12 protein-coding genes are annotated in these 17,852 nt (G+C 37.3%); 5 read left to right on the top strand and 7 right to left on the bottom strand.

Annotated features, from left to right (window positions below; translation table 11 throughout):
- Window positions 1-390 precede the first annotated feature (390 nt).
- Together tgt and ACGE0T_RS09020 are read left to right on the top strand one after the other, a co-directional pair.
- Window positions 391-1,521 carry a tRNA guanosine(34) transglycosylase Tgt gene (tgt, locus tag ACGE0T_RS09025; RefSeq protein ID WP_459190139.1) on the top strand — a complete coding sequence of 377 codons (1,131 nt, stop codon included), beginning with the start codon at window positions 391-393 and terminating at the stop codon, window positions 1,519-1,521.
- Between the two features lie 14 nt (window positions 1,522-1,535).
- The gene (locus ACGE0T_RS09020; protein WP_459190138.1) at window positions 1,536-2,624 is read left to right on the top strand and encodes an LptF/LptG family permease; all 1,089 of its coding nucleotides are present in this window, start codon (window positions 1,536-1,538) and stop codon (window positions 2,622-2,624) included.
- A 108-nt stretch (window positions 2,625-2,732) separates the two neighbouring features.
- Here ACGE0T_RS09020 and ACGE0T_RS09015 read toward each other — a convergent pair whose 3' ends face one another.
- Together ACGE0T_RS09015 and ACGE0T_RS09010 are read right to left on the bottom strand one after the other, a co-directional pair.
- Complete coding sequence (locus tag ACGE0T_RS09015; RefSeq protein WP_459190137.1) at window positions 2,733-5,117, bottom strand: prenyltransferase/squalene oxidase repeat-containing protein; 2,385 nt, start codon at window positions 5,115-5,117, stop codon at window positions 2,733-2,735.
- Between the two features lie 147 nt (window positions 5,118-5,264).
- A complete protein-coding gene (locus ACGE0T_RS09010; RefSeq protein ID WP_459190136.1) occupies window positions 5,265-6,149 on the bottom strand; it encodes an AraC family transcriptional regulator in 885 nt (294 codons plus the stop codon).
- A 167-nt stretch (window positions 6,150-6,316) separates the two neighbouring features.
- On the opposite strand from ACGE0T_RS09010, the gene ACGE0T_RS09005 reads away from it, so the two are divergent.
- Window positions 6,317-7,309 carry a quinone-dependent dihydroorotate dehydrogenase gene (locus ACGE0T_RS09005; RefSeq protein WP_459190135.1) on the top strand — a complete coding sequence of 331 codons (993 nt, stop codon included), beginning with the start codon at window positions 6,317-6,319 and terminating at the stop codon, window positions 7,307-7,309.
- Window positions 7,310-7,330: 21 nt separating this feature from the next.
- Complete coding sequence (locus ACGE0T_RS09000) at window positions 7,331-8,125, top strand: alpha/beta hydrolase (protein ID WP_459190134.1); 795 nt, start codon at window positions 7,331-7,333, stop codon at window positions 8,123-8,125.
- Between the two features lie 99 nt (window positions 8,126-8,224).
- Here the strand turns inward: ACGE0T_RS09000 and ACGE0T_RS08995 are convergent, their stop codons facing one another.
- From ACGE0T_RS08995 to ACGE0T_RS08985, 3 genes are all read right to left on the bottom strand, one after another.
- Entirely contained in the window at window positions 8,225-9,793 is a 1,569-nt protein-coding gene (locus ACGE0T_RS08995) for a DUF4925 domain-containing protein (protein WP_459190133.1), read from the bottom strand.
- A 313-nt stretch (window positions 9,794-10,106) separates the two neighbouring features.
- Complete coding sequence (locus tag ACGE0T_RS08990) at window positions 10,107-11,282, bottom strand: DUF4925 domain-containing protein (protein WP_459190132.1); 1,176 nt, start codon at window positions 11,280-11,282, stop codon at window positions 10,107-10,109.
- Window positions 11,283-12,148: 866 nt separating this feature from the next.
- Window positions 12,149-13,663 carry a PCMD domain-containing protein gene (locus ACGE0T_RS08985; protein ID WP_459190131.1) on the bottom strand — a complete coding sequence of 505 codons (1,515 nt, stop codon included), beginning with the start codon at window positions 13,661-13,663 and terminating at the stop codon, window positions 12,149-12,151.
- 551 nt (window positions 13,664-14,214) lie between these two features.
- On the opposite strand from ACGE0T_RS08985, the gene ACGE0T_RS08980 reads away from it, so the two are divergent.
- Window positions 14,215-15,513 (top strand): hypothetical protein, encoded by a 1,299-nt coding sequence (locus tag ACGE0T_RS08980; RefSeq protein WP_459190130.1) that lies wholly within the window; start codon window positions 14,215-14,217, stop codon window positions 15,511-15,513.
- A 141-nt stretch (window positions 15,514-15,654) separates the two neighbouring features.
- Here ACGE0T_RS08980 and pgl read toward each other — a convergent pair whose 3' ends face one another.
- Together pgl and zwf are read right to left on the bottom strand one after the other, a co-directional pair.
- On the bottom strand, window positions 15,655-16,359 hold the full coding sequence (gene pgl, locus ACGE0T_RS08975; protein ID WP_459190129.1) for a 6-phosphogluconolactonase: 705 nt from the start codon (window positions 16,357-16,359) through the stop codon (window positions 15,655-15,657).
- Between the two features lie 18 nt (window positions 16,360-16,377).
- A complete protein-coding gene (zwf, locus tag ACGE0T_RS08970) occupies window positions 16,378-17,844 on the bottom strand; it encodes a glucose-6-phosphate dehydrogenase (RefSeq protein ID WP_459190128.1) in 1,467 nt (488 codons plus the stop codon).
- Between the last annotated feature and the right edge of the window lie 8 nt (window positions 17,845-17,852).

Genomic DNA, 17,852 nt, shown 5'->3' with positions numbered 1-17,852 from the left:
AATATTACCCAATACTAAGCTTGAACATCAAAAGTTCTTTTAAAAAGTATCCTGCTAATTTATTCTGTTTAATTTTTTTATCTTAAATGCTATATAACAACATAAATAACAGATTGTTAACATACAAAAACAGGACTATCCCATTTTAACGTGGTTCTATACGAACTATGGAACATCTAAGCCTAATTATTATAAATACCAGATAGTTATGTTACTTCCTCCATAACATGAAAGTCTTTGCTTTTTATGTTATGCAATATCAGGAATTTTATTATCCGGATAACAGACTTATTCGTAGTCGTGAAAAAACGTATAAAACTGTATACCAGGAGATAACATAATTTCCTACAAACTCTTTTTTCTTAAAAGAATTATGAGTTCCTTTGCACTATGAAATTTGACTTACTACATAACGATACAAAATCAAATGCAAGGGCGGGTCTTATTACCACCGATCATGGAGTAATTGAAACGCCTATTTTTATGCCAGTCGGTACACAAGGTACAGTAAAAGGTGTACATATGACTGAATTAAAGGAAGATATAAAAGCTCAAATAATTTTAGGTAATACTTACCATTTGTATCTTCGCCCCGGGTTACAGGTTTTAGAACAAGCCGGGGGATTACACAAATTCAATACATGGGATAAACCGATCCTGACCGATAGTGGAGGATTTCAGGTATTCTCCCTCTCCGATAATCGTAAACTACATGAGCAAGGAGCAGAGTTCCGTTCACATATTGACGGTTCCAAGCATTTGTTTACTCCGGAGAAGGTAATGGATATACAACGGATTATCGGGGCGGATATTATCATGGCTTTCGACGAATGCTGTCCGGGAGATGCCGATTATGATTATGCCAGACAATCGCTTGGCCTGACAGAACGTTGGTTGGACCGTTGCTTCGAACGTTTCAATAGCACGGAACCGAAGTATGGTTATCAGCAGTCCCTTTTCCCGATTGTACAAGGTTGTGTATATACGGACCTGCGTCAAAAAGCCGCTGAAAACATAGCCCGGAAAAACGCAGATGGAAATGCCATCGGTGGCTTGGCGGTAGGTGAACCGACCGATAAGATGTATGAAATGATAGAAGTGGTAAACGAAATACTACCTAAAGACAAGCCACGCTATCTGATGGGAGTCGGAACCCCTATCAATATCCTTGAAGCAATCGAGCGGGGAGTCGATATGTTCGACTGTATCATGCCGACACGCAATGGAAGGAACGGGCAATTATTCACTCGTTTCGGTACGATAAATATGCGAAACAAGAAATGGGAGAATGACTTCTCTCCTATTGATCCGGATGCACATTCCTATGTGGATACATTGTATAGCAAAGCTTATTTACACCATCTGATTAAAGTAAACGAGTTATTAGGACTTCAAATCGCATCTATCCATAATCTTGCATTCTACCTTTGGTTGGTCAAAGAAGCACGACGCCATATTATCGAGGGAGATTTTACAAGCTGGAAAAGCGGAATGGTTCGTCAATTATCTAACCGGTTATAAGATAAAACACTCACATGAAACTCAAGCTGACACGAATAGACCGATACATTATTAAACAATTTCTTGGCACTTATATATTTGCCATTTTGTTGATTATCTCCATTTCGGTTGTTTTCGATATTAACGAAAAGATTGACGACTTCCTGAAGCCGGATGTTCCGCTTAAGTCCATTATTTTCGATTATTACATGAATTTTATTCCCTACTTTGCCAATCTGTTCAGTCCGCTGTTTACATTTATTGCAGTAATTTTCTTTACTTCAAAGTTGGCTGATAACTCAGAGATTATAGCGATGCTGGCAAGTGGAATGAGTTTCCGCAGGCTGATGGTCCCTTATTTTATATCAGCAGCCATTATTGCACTGAGTACATTTTTATTGACAGCTTTTATCATCCCTCCATCTAACGAAGTCCGTATTAAATTTATGAATACATACGTCCGGCACAGACCGGAAACAGAATTTGCCCGGGCTGCACAGTTGGAAATAGAACCCGGAGTAATCGCTTATTTTGACCGTTATGACGCTAAAGCTGGTATGGGATACCGTTTTTCTCTTGACCATTATGATGATAAGAAGATTATTTCCCGTTTAACAGCAAGTTCTATCAAATACGATACGCTTTATAACTGGACTGTTATCGATTATATGATACGCGATTTCGACGGCATGCGTGAACATATCACAGAAGGTAGCCGTAAGGATACGACACTTACGATTGTCCCCTCCGACTTCCTTATCTCTTCCGACGATTGCGAGACGATGACTTCTCCCCAGCTTTCGGAATATATAGAACGACAAAAGAAAAGAGGTATCGGGAATATTCAGACATTCCAGATAGAATACCATAAACGTTTTGCTTCCATTATGACTGCATTTATCCTGACTACGATTGGTGCCTCTTTGTCGTCACGTAAAATAAAAGGTGGTATGGGATTAAATATCGGTATTGGTTTAGGACTTAGTTTCTCCTATATCCTGTTTACTACCGTTACATCTACATTCGCAATTAATGGTGGTCTGAGCCCCTGGATGGCGGCATGGATACCGAATTTCGTTTATACATTTATTGCGATTTATGTTTACAGGAAAGCCCCCAGGTAAAATATATTTATAAATAGAGTAATAAATAAAACCCCTTTCCAGTGATATATTTTATATTGGAAAGGGGGTTTATTTTGACAGGGCATTATAATGAACAATTGTATAATCTTATCTCTCTTTCGGAACTAATTCGAAAAATAAGAAATCTGTAAACGAAATATCTATTCCGTTTAAAAGTTGCTCTGTTGTATATTCTCCTGAAAATTCACCTGTTTGCAGATTTTTCATCTTATATACAGAAGAAGGTAACAATCCTAATAATCTGCCACAAGATAACTTATCATTTACATGTTGTCCTTCCGATAATAGGAATATACAATTATGACCCGAGATATTCTTAAATGTTACAGGTTCTACATCTTTATTTATAGACAACAAAAAATCATTATCACTCCATTTTGGAAGTATAATTGAATAACTATTACCTTTATATATCCCCGATAGTAAGGAATTTAGTTTAAATTCAGGTAAAGACATAAGTATCCGTATTCGCAAAGTTTCTAAAACACTCCAACAAAGCTGGGAATTTCCCCATTCTGAGAAAACGAGAAAAGGAGAAAGCAACCACTCCATCCCAAATCGCCCTTTTGTTTCTTGGTTATCCAATAAATAAGCGGAAACATAATTAAACCGGCTACTTAGCTGTGTCCAATATGCTTTCCGGTCAGGCTCCTGTATTTGTAATGCCAGTTCGCCGGCTGCCAAAAACAAAGCAGGAAGTGTATAAGAACATGGCCAATAGCAGCTCGTACTTTCCACTTGCGCATAAGCCGGCTGAAAACGGTATGTTTCACTCCAGGTATCCATAGACTTTCCATCCATCGTATAGCCACAGGTAATCCATGACAAAGCAACAGACAATGCATCTTCGGCGGCATTCAAATACATTTTATTATGGCTTTGCCGGTAGGCTTCAATCAGAGCCCGTGCCGTAATACTGGGACAATACGAATCATTCACCCCGCCGACATCTTCAAAACTTCCCTGATATTGTTTTTGGGGAACCAGATTAGTCAATATCCATTCAGCAGAAAGCAATGCCTGTTTTTTCAAATCTATTCCGGGGATGGCTATCCCCGACTCAGCCGCTTTAAAAAAGGCGAGAGTCATCCAGGCTATATCTCCAAGTTTTTTTTCGGAAGGAATGCCTTTTTCAAAATATTTAGGGAAACTGCCATCCGGTAACTGTTCATTTGCCATCCATTTTAAAGTTTTCTCTATAACTGGCAAATAGGTTTTATCTTTTGATATCCCATAGGCCTCCAGTAAGTAGTAAGTAACCCACCCGGTGGCATGTGTTTCTATCCATTTCTTATATGCTTGGTCTACATAGCCTTTATTAAACCGCAAATCCAGCATACTCCAATAAGCACCCTCCTTGGTCAGGACATCCGATTTCAATAAAAAATCATTTACGGCATTCAGCCGTATTTGTAAATTATCCGGAGCGTTGGGCTGAATCTGCTTATATTGATTTAATGCAGCAGCCGAGAAACTATTCCCATACATTGCATAAAAAGCCGTCCCGTTATCAAAAGGCTGGGCTGTCTGCGTATGCATGGCTCCAAAGTAGTTGGCTGCAGAGTTACCGATTTTACCGAAGCAATGGGGATTATTCAATAAATAATCCATAGATTTCCGGTAAATATCTATCAGGTTATCAGTCTTTTTATAGTCGACTTTATTCATATATTCTCCGATATGATATCCGGTAGCATATCCTCCTGGGGTATTCAAATCCGCAGAAACCAGATATCCACGTTCGATTATTTCTCCTTTATTTATTTTCCGGTTATGGTTGCACAAAACAGTGATGGAGCCATCAGCCAATTCAGGTTTATCCGGTTCCGTCTTCTTTTGGGGCTTGAAGCCTACCCTATAGTCTGATGCCGCCGTTGCATCAAAAACAGGATCTAAACGAAAATCGGGCGGCAAGACAGACACCGAATAAGTCTCATCCCGCGTTATCAAAGAAAATGTATTATTAAAAGTTTCTCCATTGGAAATATAACCATCCGGAATCTTATTCAAAGAATCTTCCCTTAAAAACGGAAGACTAAGCGGCAGGCAGTAACAGGCTTCAACCAGCTCCGGTTGTATAGCAAAAAAACGGATACCAATAGCAAGCGAATCCAGATTTACATTGGCCACGAACGAAGCCTTTACCAAAAAAGTATTCGTACCGTACGGACAATAAGTCAATGAAATATCTCCGTCTTCCGACGAAAAATATTGAATGAATTTATCTTTCTCATTCTTTGTTTTTTCCGGTTCCAGCCAGCTTCCTGCATGCATAGACTTGAGATAAACCTCCCCTTTGCGCTCCGGCGTTTGCATATCCATTGCTTTAGGGCCTTGCTCCGTAGATACTATTACCTCCTCCAGTTTCCCGGTATTCGAAAAAGTAATTTGAAAAATGCCATTATTCAATTCGTTTGAAGAAGAACAACCTGCAAGGGAAAATAATAAAACACAATATTTAAAAATCTTCATATAACTGTATTTAGAAACACAACTTTGTAATAAAGAATACTATCGTACCATCTATTTCAGGTATCTAAATACAAATATAGGTAAGAACAAAATGTTTGAATAGGACGAAAATGACATGATATAAAACAATCTTTACAATTTCTATGATTAATCGTGCTTCAAACGCATAATATATTCGGATGGGGTAATTGCATTTTTTTCCTTGAACATTTTATTGAAGTACGAGATATCCTGAAATCCGCACATATGGGCGATTGCCGATATCTTATAGGCATTGTTGTTCATCAGGTTTTGGGCATATTCGAGTCTGAAATCATTGAGAAAGGAGGTGAAACGCAGTCCGGTCTTTTGTTTAAAATAACGGCAGAAAGCTGTAGGGGAAAGGCATGCTATATTGCTGACCTCTTCAAGTTGAATATTCCTGTGGAAGTTCTTGCTGATATGTTCATAGATTTTACGTAGGCGTTCGGACTCACTTTCTAAAAAAAGACTCGCAAATTTCTCGGATGAAAGCAACAAGGTATCTTCCGTATTTTCCAATTGGTGGAAAATTTGCATGAACAGCACAAAACGTTCTATTGAAGTAGCTTGCTTCAGTTTGAAAATGATTTCCCTCAATTTAATATTTGTATCCCCTACTATCTGCATACCTCTCCGGGAGTTAAAAAGAATCTGCTTGATTTTTATTAGCTCCGGAAACCTGCAAATCAACTCATTTAATATATCCTCTGCAAAATGTACGACATATACATCTACCATTAAATCTGGATCCTCGGCATAATATTCCGGGTCGTTGGTCCATACATGGGGCAGATTAGGACCAATCAGCATCATATCATTTTCTTTAAACGGGCTAACGTGATCTCCCACTATCCTGACTCCCACCCCCGCTTTTATCCATACAAGCTCATAATGGGGATGATAATGCAGAGGTGTTTCTATATGGGATAAAATATCTTCTTTGATACGAAAAGATTCATAAGAGTTCTTCTCTATATGTTCCAAAATTGCTTCGGTTTTGTTTATGTCCATAATTATAATATCAGATAAAATTAAGGTAGACAGATTTTTCTATGACAAAAGAAAAAGAAATAGATCAATTATGCAAATAACTTCCTATTATAATCTATAAAAATATTGAAATAGTATATCTGATTCTTATTGAATAGCTTTGCAATGACAATAAAAACAAACAAATTATGTACAAACAAATCATCAGGCCTCTCTTATTTTTGCTCGAACCGGAAAATGTACACAACCTGCTGGCCGGCGGATTAAAAACGTATAGTCATATCCCCTGGCTACGGGTATTTATCCGTAATTTATATAAACAGCAGACAACACCTTATCATTGGGGAGATAAGATTGTCAACTGTAGAATCGGTTTATCCGCAGGATTTGATAAACAGGGAGAACTGTTTGATGAACTATCTGATTTTGGATTTGGATTTATTGAAATAGGAACCATTACCCCTTCCCCCCAAAAAGGAAATCCCGGACCACGCATATTCCGTCTGCCTAAATATGATTCGCTGATTTCCAGAACCGGATTTAACAATCCCGGACTGGATGAATTAAACAAGCATTTACAACGGTCTTCCCGCAACTATCTGTTGGGTATCAATATCAACAAAAATCCGGAATCGACCGGAGAAGTTGCAATCAACGACATCCTGTCTCTATATAAGGTTCTTTCTCCTAAGGCTGACTATTTTACAATCAACCTTCCCTCCTCTGACGATGAATTGTTTATCCAGATTCTTGAAAAACTTGATCAATACAAGAGTTCCATGTTTTCAAATCGTCCTGTCCTGTTGAAGCTATCTGCAGATATTCCGGAAGGGGCCATTGAAAAAGTTGCAGGTTTAGTCCAGCGTTTTCATATAGACGGTGTAATTGCTACCGGCCCGACTGCTGACCGTTCGAATATACAAAATTATACGGCTGAAGAGTTAGCAATTTACGGTGCCGGAGGTGTAAGCGGAAGAGGTATCGGAAACAAATCCCGCCGGATTGTCGAGTTATTAAGAAGGCAACTTGGGAAAGATGTGCTTATCATAGGTGCCGGAGGTATTATGACACCGGAAGATGCTCTTCGTATGCAAGCTGCAGGTGCAGATTTGGTACAAATTTATTCAGCCTTCATCTTTTCGGGCCCTTCAGTTGTTAAACAAATGGCAAAGGTTATTTGAATCGAATAAAATTATATAGAAATGGAACAGTATATAGAATTAAACATCTGGCCTGACGGTACACCGGAGGCTAATGGATTGAGCGGAGCTGAAGATACTTCGTTGCCGGGTTTTATCGCAAATGTTTCAAGTCCGGCCCTGATGGTTTATCCGGCAGAAAATCCAAGTGGTAAAGCGATTGTTATGTGCCCGGGAGGTGGTCTGACAAAGGTTGCAGTTGGGCATGAAGGGCATGATATGGCGGAATGGTTCAATCAGCAAGGAATAACTTTTGGCATTCTAAAATATCGAATGCCAAATGGGCATAAGGATGTTCTCCTTGACGATATTCAACAAAGCTTGCAGATTATGCGACAGCATAAAGAGGAATGGCGTTTTACCAGTTTAGGTGTTATGGGCGCTTCGATAGGTGGCTATATTGCTGCGTCTGCTTCTGTATTTGCCACAGCCGATACACGTCCTGATTTCCAGATTCTTTTTTATCCGGTTATCAGTATGGAGGATTCTATTACACATATAAATTCACGAAAACAGATTCTGGGTGAACAGCCGGATAAAGAATTAATACGGGCTTACTCTGCTAATCTGCATGTCACTAAAGATACTCCACCTGCATTTATTACGGTTGCGGCAGATGATGCAGCGGTTTCTCCCAAAAACAGTATTTCTTATTGCCAAGCTCTTTTAGAAAATAAGGTTCCGGTAAGTCTTCATGTTTACCCGGAAGGTGGGCATAGCTTTGCATTCAAGGAGTCGTTTCTATACAGGGAAGAGTTGATGGGGGAATTAAGGAAGTGGTTATTAGGAAAAAAATAAATAGATTAAATCGAATCTTATACTAAAAAAGAGAAATCCTCTACAAATTAATAGAAGATTTCTCTTTTTTAGTAAGTTATTATTAACAAAATATTCACCTTATTCTTTTACCTCATTCTGTTTAAATGCTATACCTAACTCAAAAAGCTTGGTGTTATTTTTCCAAATCGTTTCTATATCTGTAAGCTTATTTATAGCTAAAAATATTGGTAAATATCCAATCATTGGATTTTCTACAGCCATCTCGTCTAATTTAGCCTGTAGTTGAGGTAACATTGTAAAAAGTATTGGCATAAATGGTTCTACCATTTCCTTATCTACATAAATTTCTAATCTACCATCGACTGTTCTATAATTTAGAGGGATACCAGTAGTGAACCATTGGATTACTTGCTCAATTAATGCAGGATCTAATTTGCTTGTATCTAAACCTAATTTAGATACGAGTGAGAGTATATCCTCCATTCCTCCAACTGAAGCTCCACCATTTCCATTGTCTTGAGAAGTTTGTTTCATAATCATCTCGATATTTGGCATAACATATAGTTTATTATTTTTTGTATACCAAAAAGCTAAGTTTTTGGGAGATGTGTTCCATTCTGTATGCGAAGGATTGATCTCTATATTAAAGGCATTTCCCACAATCCATTCCATAGCATTATCTCCATTGAACGGTAGTTTAGGATAATATTGAGCTGTTATATTACCATCTGTATGGAATGTTACTTGGCTTAACACTTCTGCAAGAATATGAGAAACGATTACTGAACCAACTCTTGCCATTTGTTCACCATCGGTACCCGTTTCTTCTACTACTGTTATAGCAGGCCATCTTAAAAAGAAAGGAGATGATTTTATTTCAGTCATATATTCATCAGTGTCTACCTTATCAAGTAAAGACCATACTCCATTTAGTTTACCTAAAGCTGTTTCAGACAGTGTCACAGATAAATCAAGCGTTAAAACACTTGTTTCAATTGATAGAGAACCGGCATATTTAATGCTCGTTCCTTCTGTCGTTTTTGTTTCTCCAGAAAAAGCTCCTTTTTCATCAAACTGTACACCAGAAATAATAGTCTCTGATTCTCCAGGTATTACTCCCTTAAGTATGAAACTCATATTTGAATCATCAGCACTTATAGTAACAGTTTTACCTAATAATACAGCCTCACTATAATTTAAAATAAGTTTGTCATTATTATAATCACCAGCATAATTAGCAATACCCGCAGTCTTAACTGTAATGGTCATCTTTCCTTCCTGAGTAATATTTCCGCTAACTTCAACAGTTAAAAAAGTTGTTTTACCTGCGTCTACTTTTGTTAAATCAGGGGCTGTATCCATTAATTTCTTACCAGAAAAATTAAATGAATTATCAGCCTGCTTTTCCATGGTTAAATCAATAGCAACCTCGCTATATCCTTTAATTACATTTTTAAGTTCTATTTGAGCCTTATCAGAACTTAGAGCTTTAAAACTAATCTCTCCGGTAGAAGACATACCATCTAAATTCAAATCTACGTTTTCTGTTGCAATATCACCTTCCGGTAATATTTGCCAACTGGTATCATCATCAGTTTGTTTACCATTATCATCCTTACTACAAGAGGTAGTAAGGATACACATTGAACAGATCAATGTGCAAAAATACAATACACTTTTTCTCATTTGATTTTATGTTTAATATAAAAGAATGTCCTTTTCTTCATAATCAATCAATTCGATTTTTTATTAAAAGCGTTGCAAAGTAACGGGTTTATGCTTGTCTATTCAAGGTCTGTTTTATATAATTTGTTTCCGATTTATATAATCTTGCATTGCAAAGAGACAATAATGTTCGTTTATATGATTTGATGAACGAATAATATAGGATTTTAGACTGTATTGAGTTTTAGTTTTACAAATGATTAAATAAAAAAGAGGTCATTTACCACAAGTAGATGACCTCTTTTTTACTATATCTCAATTGAGATATGTTTAATTATTTGCTTAAATTGATTCCAACTTCAAATTGCTGTGTCGTTGCTAACACTTCCGGAAGTTGTTCTAAGATAGATTGAAACATCGGGATATATGGAGCCAATTGTTGATTCTGTTGCATCTTTTGAATGATACCAGCTACAAGTTCTTGATCTTTTAATAAAGGAGATACTGTATTAATTAACTTCATAGTCAATTCTGTACCTGAGTAAACCGTTAAATCATTGCCATTAATCTTATAGGTAAGAGGGAAACCGGTTCCTAACATAGGCAAGATGTTTGTCATTAAATTTGCTAACACTTCATCCATGGGAGTTGTTGTTCCTGCTTTGGTAAATGCAGACATAAGCATTGACGGATTTAAAAGCAGATAGATTGTTCCATCCTTTACATAATATTGAGCAATATTTGCAGGAGAATTAAGCCATTGAGGATTATTGATATTTTCTCCTTTGGAGTAAGAAGCAATAATATTGCCATCAGGTTTAAACGTTACATCTTTTAATACCGCATTTAATAACTGATATGGGTTATTTCCTGTAACAAATGGCAGTAATAGAATATATGAAACTAACTCCTTAGGTTTAATGGCCTGTTCTCCAACAGAAGATAATGCTATATTAAAATCTTTTGTAGACACCCATTCCGCATAAATAGGTAGTGATTGTTGCGCTACATATTGTTTCAAATTCCAAGTACCGAGTAAATCAGTAGCCCCATTCATCACAACTTTTAGAGATAATGTCAATTTGGTAGAGTCTACTTCTCCGGTATACTCTACTGAACGGTTATCATTTCTATCTGTACCGGAGAATGTATATTTGGAACCATTCTGTTTTAATTCTACATTAATGATAGTTGTTGCCTCTCCCGGTATAACTCCCGGAACAAAAGATGCTGAAGTATTATCGCTTTTACTTAAAAAACTCAGATCTAAAACTCCATTCATTGTGAGAGCTCCGGTTTTCCCATCTGTTGTTGCGAATTTTATCTGTTTGCCGGGCATTACCGCATCACTATAAGTCAAAGCCAACTTATCTCCACTATATATATTTTCACCTTTCAGAAGAATTGGAACATCAGGTTGTGGGTCATCACCACCATTGTTGTTGCTACAAGCAGTAAATGCTCCTGCGGAACAAAGGATTGCAAACAAGTAAATCAGTTTCGTCTTCATTTCTTTTCCGTTTTTAATAAATAAAACCATATGATTGTTATTAGATACAAAGATAGGAAATATCCGTATAAAAGGACAAAATAAAATATCAGGCATGTATTATATGATTTATTTCTTAAAAAAGGAACATATATTCCCAATAAAGAAACATGATTATCTTTTACAGTTATATATAATTGGTTAATTTCTGCTTATAACTCTTTCGTTGTGCACTTTAATAGCAAAACAACTATCATACTATCATTATCACCCATAAATACCATTTAATCATGATATTGGGTTATGATAGCTCTATTTTCAACTATCATAACTACTATCATAACCATCATACTCCTACAATTGAAACAGTAGAGACAGCAATCTATTCTTAATAAACATATAGCTGAATATTAAAAGATAGTTACCAATTTTGCTCGACACCCAGGTCACAGTAGAATTAACACCCGGATGTCGGAACCATCGAGACGGGGGTGTAAAATGCTATTAAACGGACATCTGGCCAACAAAAAGTAAATATTCTGCAAAATAAAGTAATAGCCTTTAGAAAAAAAGAGAGAAGGATGGATAAATTGGAAAAACAAAATTTACCCTTTTAACTGATCTTTTTTATCAGTAAAAAGAACGGTACTTGAGTGCAAAATGGGGAAAATGAGAGTTGTATGATAGATAAATGAGAGTTCAAAATAAGAACTATCATAACTCAATATATTGATTATATGTTGTTTAGGGGTGATAATGATAGTATGATAGTTGATTTGTAGATAAAGTCTGTTGATAAAATTAGGCTGGTGCGTATTAATCATAAATAGAAAGAGGTGCCAACATTGTTGACACCTCTCATCTTTATAATTGGGTAACAAATAAATTTATTCTCCGAGAACTTCTATTTCGTCAAGGATTAAGGTACTACCTCCTGCTCCTTTGAAAAAATCACCTTCCTTACTTGAAGAACATACTATTGCTAATTTGTATTTTGCACCTTCTTCATAAGTTTTTCCATCCAAATAAACAAAAGGAATATCGAATTCTGTATATTCGGCTTTAGCTGTACCATCTGTTAATGCAGCAACAGCTACTCGTTTAGGAGAATCATTAATATCATGTCCAGTTAGAACATCATTATCACGATCTACTTTGTATAATACTGCTTGTATAGCACATTCATCCGTTTTATTAGATACTTCTATAATATTTTTATAATCAGTGCCATCAATAAATTTTGTTCCTGGAGTATATTTATACCAACCTTTGAACTTTATTGGTTTTTTATCATAAGGTATACCAAATTGAGTACATGATAATTTATCAGAGAATGCATATTTTAAATCAAACTTACCTGTAAATACAGATCCAGACGTAATAGCAGGAACCAAGCTATTAGCAGCTTCACTTGTATCCATTGTAACTAATTTGATTGCATAATTACCACTTTTCTTATCCTCTGACTTACAAACGGGAAAACCTTCTACTCCATATATATATAAAAGAGATGCTCCTTCTACACTGGAAGCAAGCTGATCAGACTCAGGTTCTTCATGTTGGGCTTTACCCGTTCCTTTTGTAACCCATTCCTCAAACGAATACTTTAATATACTCTGTTTGCCCGCCACAGACACCTCATAAGTCTTCACCGTACCATCTTCCGATACAACCGTATAAGTAACTTTCTTGCCGTTTGAGAAATCCTGTGCTTCTTCGCTTGCTGGAGTAATTGTAGCTTTTTCTGAAATAGTGATGGTTGGGATGAGCGCTTTCAAATCTTCATCCGTTGCAGAATCGATTACTTTAAAAGTAATCTCGCCATTGTCTTCGTCAATGGCGGGTTGCTCTGTAATCAAATTATTATCGAAGGTGTAAGTAAGGATTTTAGCTTCCGTATTTTCATTGCCTGTCATTTTGGAACCGGCAAATTTGGCAACTACATCCTGGCCTAAAGCAGCAACAGCGACATTTATATTGATATTGATTTTACTATTTTCTATTGTGCCTGTAACAGAAACAGGGCAAGTCCCAATAGGTTCTGTCAATGTCAATATTGTATTTCCATTGAACGCATACACATTCTCTTTCTTTGTTACAACACAAGAATCAACATTTATATCTCCAAGGGACATAGGACCAAAACTAAAATTCTTTAATTCTAATTTCAGTAAATTGTCTCCGAAAGTAGATTTTGAAATATAAATTTTTTGAATTGCATCATCTCCTAAGCTTTGGTTATTAACTAATATACTCAATAAACCTTTATAAGTACCTGCTAATTCTTTTTCTACAGGTAATACAGGTTCTTTGGGCTCCCCTTCATCTTTTTTATCACAGGCAGCAAATAAGCCTATTGAGCAAATTACTAACAATAAGTACAAAACACTTTTTTTCTTCATAATTTTCTTTTTTTAATTGGTAGAATTTAAATTTATTTGAGCGGCGAATATAGTCATTATTACAAAAAGAGAACAATGAAAAAGGTAAAATGTAAATAAATAAAATCGATTTCTTAAAAATAGAACACTTAATACCAAAGATGTAACATCATCTTTCAGCAAATAGTACCTGCAATGCCCTAACTTAAGGAGATTAACCGCTTGTTTTATACAAAAACAAATCTGAAGCTAAAACAAAAACCGACTAAATGTGTTTTTAAATTAGGTTGAATTTGACCGCTCCATTAATAATAGAACATACTCTTTTATGAGGAAGCCACTCCCTCTAAAATAAAAAATATAAATATCCCTAAGCAGATTTATACATATATACAGAATTATTCAGAACAATTTCTTAAATGTATTTTGTCCGTTCTTTTCCTGTTTCTTCCATTATGCCTTCCCCTTTCTTAAAAATAGAACATACAATCGCAAACATCTCTCTTTACGCGAGCCGAATAAAGCCTTTACTTTGCAAAAACCCTGAATATTTAATCAATTTAGTATAGAAAATGAAGAAAAAACTATTCTTTTTACTTGCCCTTATGTGTTCTGTGAGTATTTTCATGTCCTGTAGCAAAGAGGATGGAGATACATGGAAAGAAATCCCTAAAAATATTACAGCAGAGAATGCCACCTTGACATTAAATGGGAAAAGCATTGCCGGAACAGCAGTCACTATTGACGTACAGTCTGCAAAAACAGCGATTGTCACTCTTAAAAATGTGTTGTACGGACATAGCTCCGTGCCTGTTAATGTAACAATGGAAGAACAGGATAATCATTCCTACAATTTCCAAGGCAGTGCGAATATAAAAGGTGAAACGAAAACCGATACCGACCTGGGACTTACTGTAAAGGTAAATGGAAATGTAGCGAAAGACGGTAAAATGATACTCGATATAACCACCTCCGGTTGGGGAACTATCGCCGGCAGTTATGCCAATGATAGTCTTAGTATTAAGATCAACAATGTAGCCCAGGATGCTAAATTCCCGATTACCGTATTGGCGGTGTCCGCTTCGAAAGCAACCCTAAAATTCCAAACATTAGCTTACCTCGCCAATGATTTCTCTGTTGATGTGGAACTTTTGCAGGTCGGGGAAATGTACAGACTAAGCGGAAGCAGTAAGAAAGAAGGATGTTATGATATAACGATTAACGGCAGTATCAAAAACGGCGTATTGGAGATAAATGTAGACTATAAATCACTTTCTCCTGTTGTTGGTAAGTGGGGCATTAAGAGTGCTCGTGTGTTTATTTTTGAATTTAAAACGCAAGAAGGGCATATTACTCTTCCGAAAGAATTTATCGATATGCTTCCGGACATAATAAAGAACTTCATCAAAGAAGAAATGACGGATGAAACAGTAAACATGGCCTTCAAAACGGTATTGATGTTATTACTTCCCTATTTTGAGTCCGTTGAATTTAAAGAGAACGGAAATGTAATTGTTTCCTATCATCCTATTGATGATTCCGACCAAACTAAAACTTTGGACATTTTGACTTTCGGTTTTAAAGAGAAAGAAATGAATCTTGTTGTGGATTTCAAATCCATAATTGGCATGGATTTGAAATATCCGGTTACCCTACATTATTATATAGATACAGACGGTACCCTGAAAATATGGGTAGATAAGGCAATCTTGAATGAGTATCTGGTATTGGCAGCCAAAGCCCTTCCTATGTTAAAAGATATATTGGGGGATACATATGCACTGGTAGAAATGGCATTGAAGGTTGTAACCAACAATGTAGTAGGTGCAAGTACACAATTTGATTTAGGATTGATATTGGAAAAGAGATAACAACAAAATTCCCGATTACCGGAATTTTAGGCACGGATTCCACTGATTTCACGGTTTATTTAATATTGTATTTGAAACCGTGAAATCAGTGGAATCCGTGCCTAAAAGAATGTGTCAAAACGATTTTGACACCCACTATTATTAGCCTAATGTAGTATACACATTCGCTTCTGCCGCATGAGACAGAATATAAGCTGCAGGCGTAGGTTGAGTTACCGAATATCCCTTCTTCAACTTATTCACCACCTTTGCTTTCTCGTTTCCAAGTATAGGCACAAGCAATGGAGAGTCGTTCAATATCAGTGGCCCCGTCATTGTCACCCGGTATTGAAGTGTTACCGGATGTTGGGATACTGCATAGTTTCGGCTATCCGTAAGCAAGGGTAAGGAGTTAGGGAATATAGAAGCTGTGTGCATATCCTCTCCTACACCCAAAATGATGCAGTCGAAATACGGAAGCTGGCTATGTCTGGGTAAAAACTCCTTCACTATACGTGAATAACGCATCGCCTCCGTTCCCGGTTCTACTTCCCCATGAATACGGAAGATATGATCTTCCGGAATGGATAGAGGCTTAAACAATAATTCATTTGCATGCATATAATTGCTCTCCGGATCTGTTGGAGAAACACAACGTTCGTCCACCCAGAAAAAACGGATGTTTTTCCATTCAATCGTTTCCCTATATTCATCCACCCAAAGGGTAAACATTTTCTTTGCAGTCTCGCCCCCTGAAAGAGCAAGATTAAAAGGCAGCCCGTCATCTTTCCGGCTCATATAATAGAGCAGGCAGGAAGTCATTGAGCGGAGCGCTTCTTTGCTATCTTTAAAATTTTCTATTACCATACTATTATTCCTTTTTTATTATCCGCATGAATCACAGGAATCGTCCGGCAGCATGCCCAATAAGGCTTTTTCAAGAGGTCCGTCCTCTCCCGGTTCATAGAAAAACAGGTTCTTACTACCCTCCTCCTTCCAGTGACGGAGAATCGGGTCTATCAGTTTCCAACTGGCTTCCAACGCATCACTGCGGGCATACAAGGTAGAATCTCCCAACATGGCATCGAGTAATAAACGTTCGTAAGCATCGGGAAGATAACTTTTGGAAAGCGAATCATAGCGGAAGTCCATTCCCACCTGCTTGACGGTAAAACCGGCACCCGGCATCTTCAATCCGAATTTCAACGTAATACTTTCATTTGGCTGGATACGGATTATCAGTTTATTACAGGAACTGCCCGAACATTGTCCCGCAAACAACTGGTGAGGAGTCGATTTGAAATTTACAACAATTTCAGAGGTCTTCTCCGGCAGTTTCTTTCCGGTAAAAATGTAGAAAGGAACACCGCTCCAGCGCCAGTTATCAATAAACATCTTCATGGCCACATATGTTTCGGTATTGGAATCCGGAGCTACATTTTTTTCCTGCCGATAACCGTCATACTGCCCTCTTACTATCAGTTTATCTATTTCTTTCGGCTGATAAGGACGAAGGGCACGGAATACTTTCACTATCTCATCACGGATTGGCTCCGGATCGAAAACAGAAGGCGATTCCATTGTAGTAAATGCCATCAATTGCATCAGATGATTTTGTATCATGTCCCTCAATGCTCCTGCCCCATCATAATATTTACCCCGGTTCTCAACTCCCAGTGTTTCACTGGCACTGATTTCCACCGAGTCTACATAATTCCGGTTCCAGAGCGGTTCGAATATGCCGTTGGAGAAACGAAGTACCAAGATATTCTGTACCGTTTCCTTACCCAAATAATGGTCGATACGGTAGATTTCTTTTTCATCGAAAATCTTACAAAGATGCTGGTTCAGGCGTTGGGCGGATTCCAGGCTTGTCCCGAAAGGCTTTTCTACAATCACACGGCGCCAGCCATCTTCTTTTTCCGGCACATTCATTCCGTTTTCCTGCAGGCAGGCCGGAACCAACTCATACATTAAAGGAGGCGTTGCCAGATAATAAATTACTCTGTCCGGCAACTGTTCCTGTTGTTGCAGGAAACGGATACGTTCTTTTAACTTGCCATATTCCGCCGAATTAGTAGAATCGAAGGCAAGATAAAATACACGACGAAGGAAACTGTCCAGTTGCGCTTCGTCCAGATCTTTATTTTTAGATGCTTCGAGTATCTGTTTTCTTTCTTCCGCACGGTATTCTTCATCCGTATAGTCGGTTCGTGCCGCTCCCAGAATACAAAAATGTTCAGGCAACAATTCACGGACATGCAGTTCAAAAAGGGAAGGGAGCAGTTTACGGGCTGTCAAATCACCCGAAGCTCCGAATATAACGAGTAGTTGGTCACTTGCTTTTTTCATTTCTTATG

This window comes from Parabacteroides sp. APC149_11_2_Y6 (genome assembly GCF_054506995.1).
This window is presented reverse-complemented; position numbering and strand designations above follow the sequence as displayed.

What these genes read in the sequence shown, in the direction of transcription:
- ACGE0T_RS09000 (WP_459190134.1), top strand. Translation starts at nt 7,331, where the DNA reads ATGGAACAGTATATAGAATTAAACATCTGGCCTGACGGTACACCGGAG.
- ACGE0T_RS08985 (WP_459190131.1), bottom strand. Translation starts at nt 13,663, where the DNA reads ATGAAGAAAAAAAGTGTTTTGTACTTATTGTTAGTAATTTGCTCAATA.
- pgl (WP_459190129.1), bottom strand. Translation starts at nt 16,359, where the DNA reads ATGGTAATAGAAAATTTTAAAGATAGCAAAGAAGCGCTCCGCTCAATG.
- ACGE0T_RS09010 (WP_459190136.1), bottom strand. Translation starts at nt 6,149, where the DNA reads ATGGACATAAACAAAACCGAAGCAATTTTGGAACATATAGAGAAGAAC.
- ACGE0T_RS09020 (WP_459190138.1), top strand. Translation starts at nt 1,536, where the DNA reads ATGAAACTCAAGCTGACACGAATAGACCGATACATTATTAAACAATTT.
- ACGE0T_RS09015 (WP_459190137.1), bottom strand. Translation starts at nt 5,117, where the DNA reads ATGAAGATTTTTAAATATTGTGTTTTATTATTTTCCCTTGCAGGTTGT.
- zwf (WP_459190128.1), bottom strand. Translation starts at nt 17,844, where the DNA reads ATGAAAAAAGCAAGTGACCAACTACTCGTTATATTCGGAGCTTCGGGT.
- ACGE0T_RS08980 (WP_459190130.1), top strand. Translation starts at nt 14,215, where the DNA reads ATGAAGAAAAAACTATTCTTTTTACTTGCCCTTATGTGTTCTGTGAGT.
- ACGE0T_RS08990 (WP_459190132.1), bottom strand. Translation starts at nt 11,282, where the DNA reads ATGAAGACGAAACTGATTTACTTGTTTGCAATCCTTTGTTCCGCAGGA.
- tgt (WP_459190139.1), top strand. Translation starts at nt 391, where the DNA reads ATGAAATTTGACTTACTACATAACGATACAAAATCAAATGCAAGGGCG.
- ACGE0T_RS09005 (WP_459190135.1), top strand. Translation starts at nt 6,317, where the DNA reads ATGTACAAACAAATCATCAGGCCTCTCTTATTTTTGCTCGAACCGGAA.
- ACGE0T_RS08995 (WP_459190133.1), bottom strand. Translation starts at nt 9,793, where the DNA reads ATGAGAAAAAGTGTATTGTATTTTTGCACATTGATCTGTTCAATGTGT.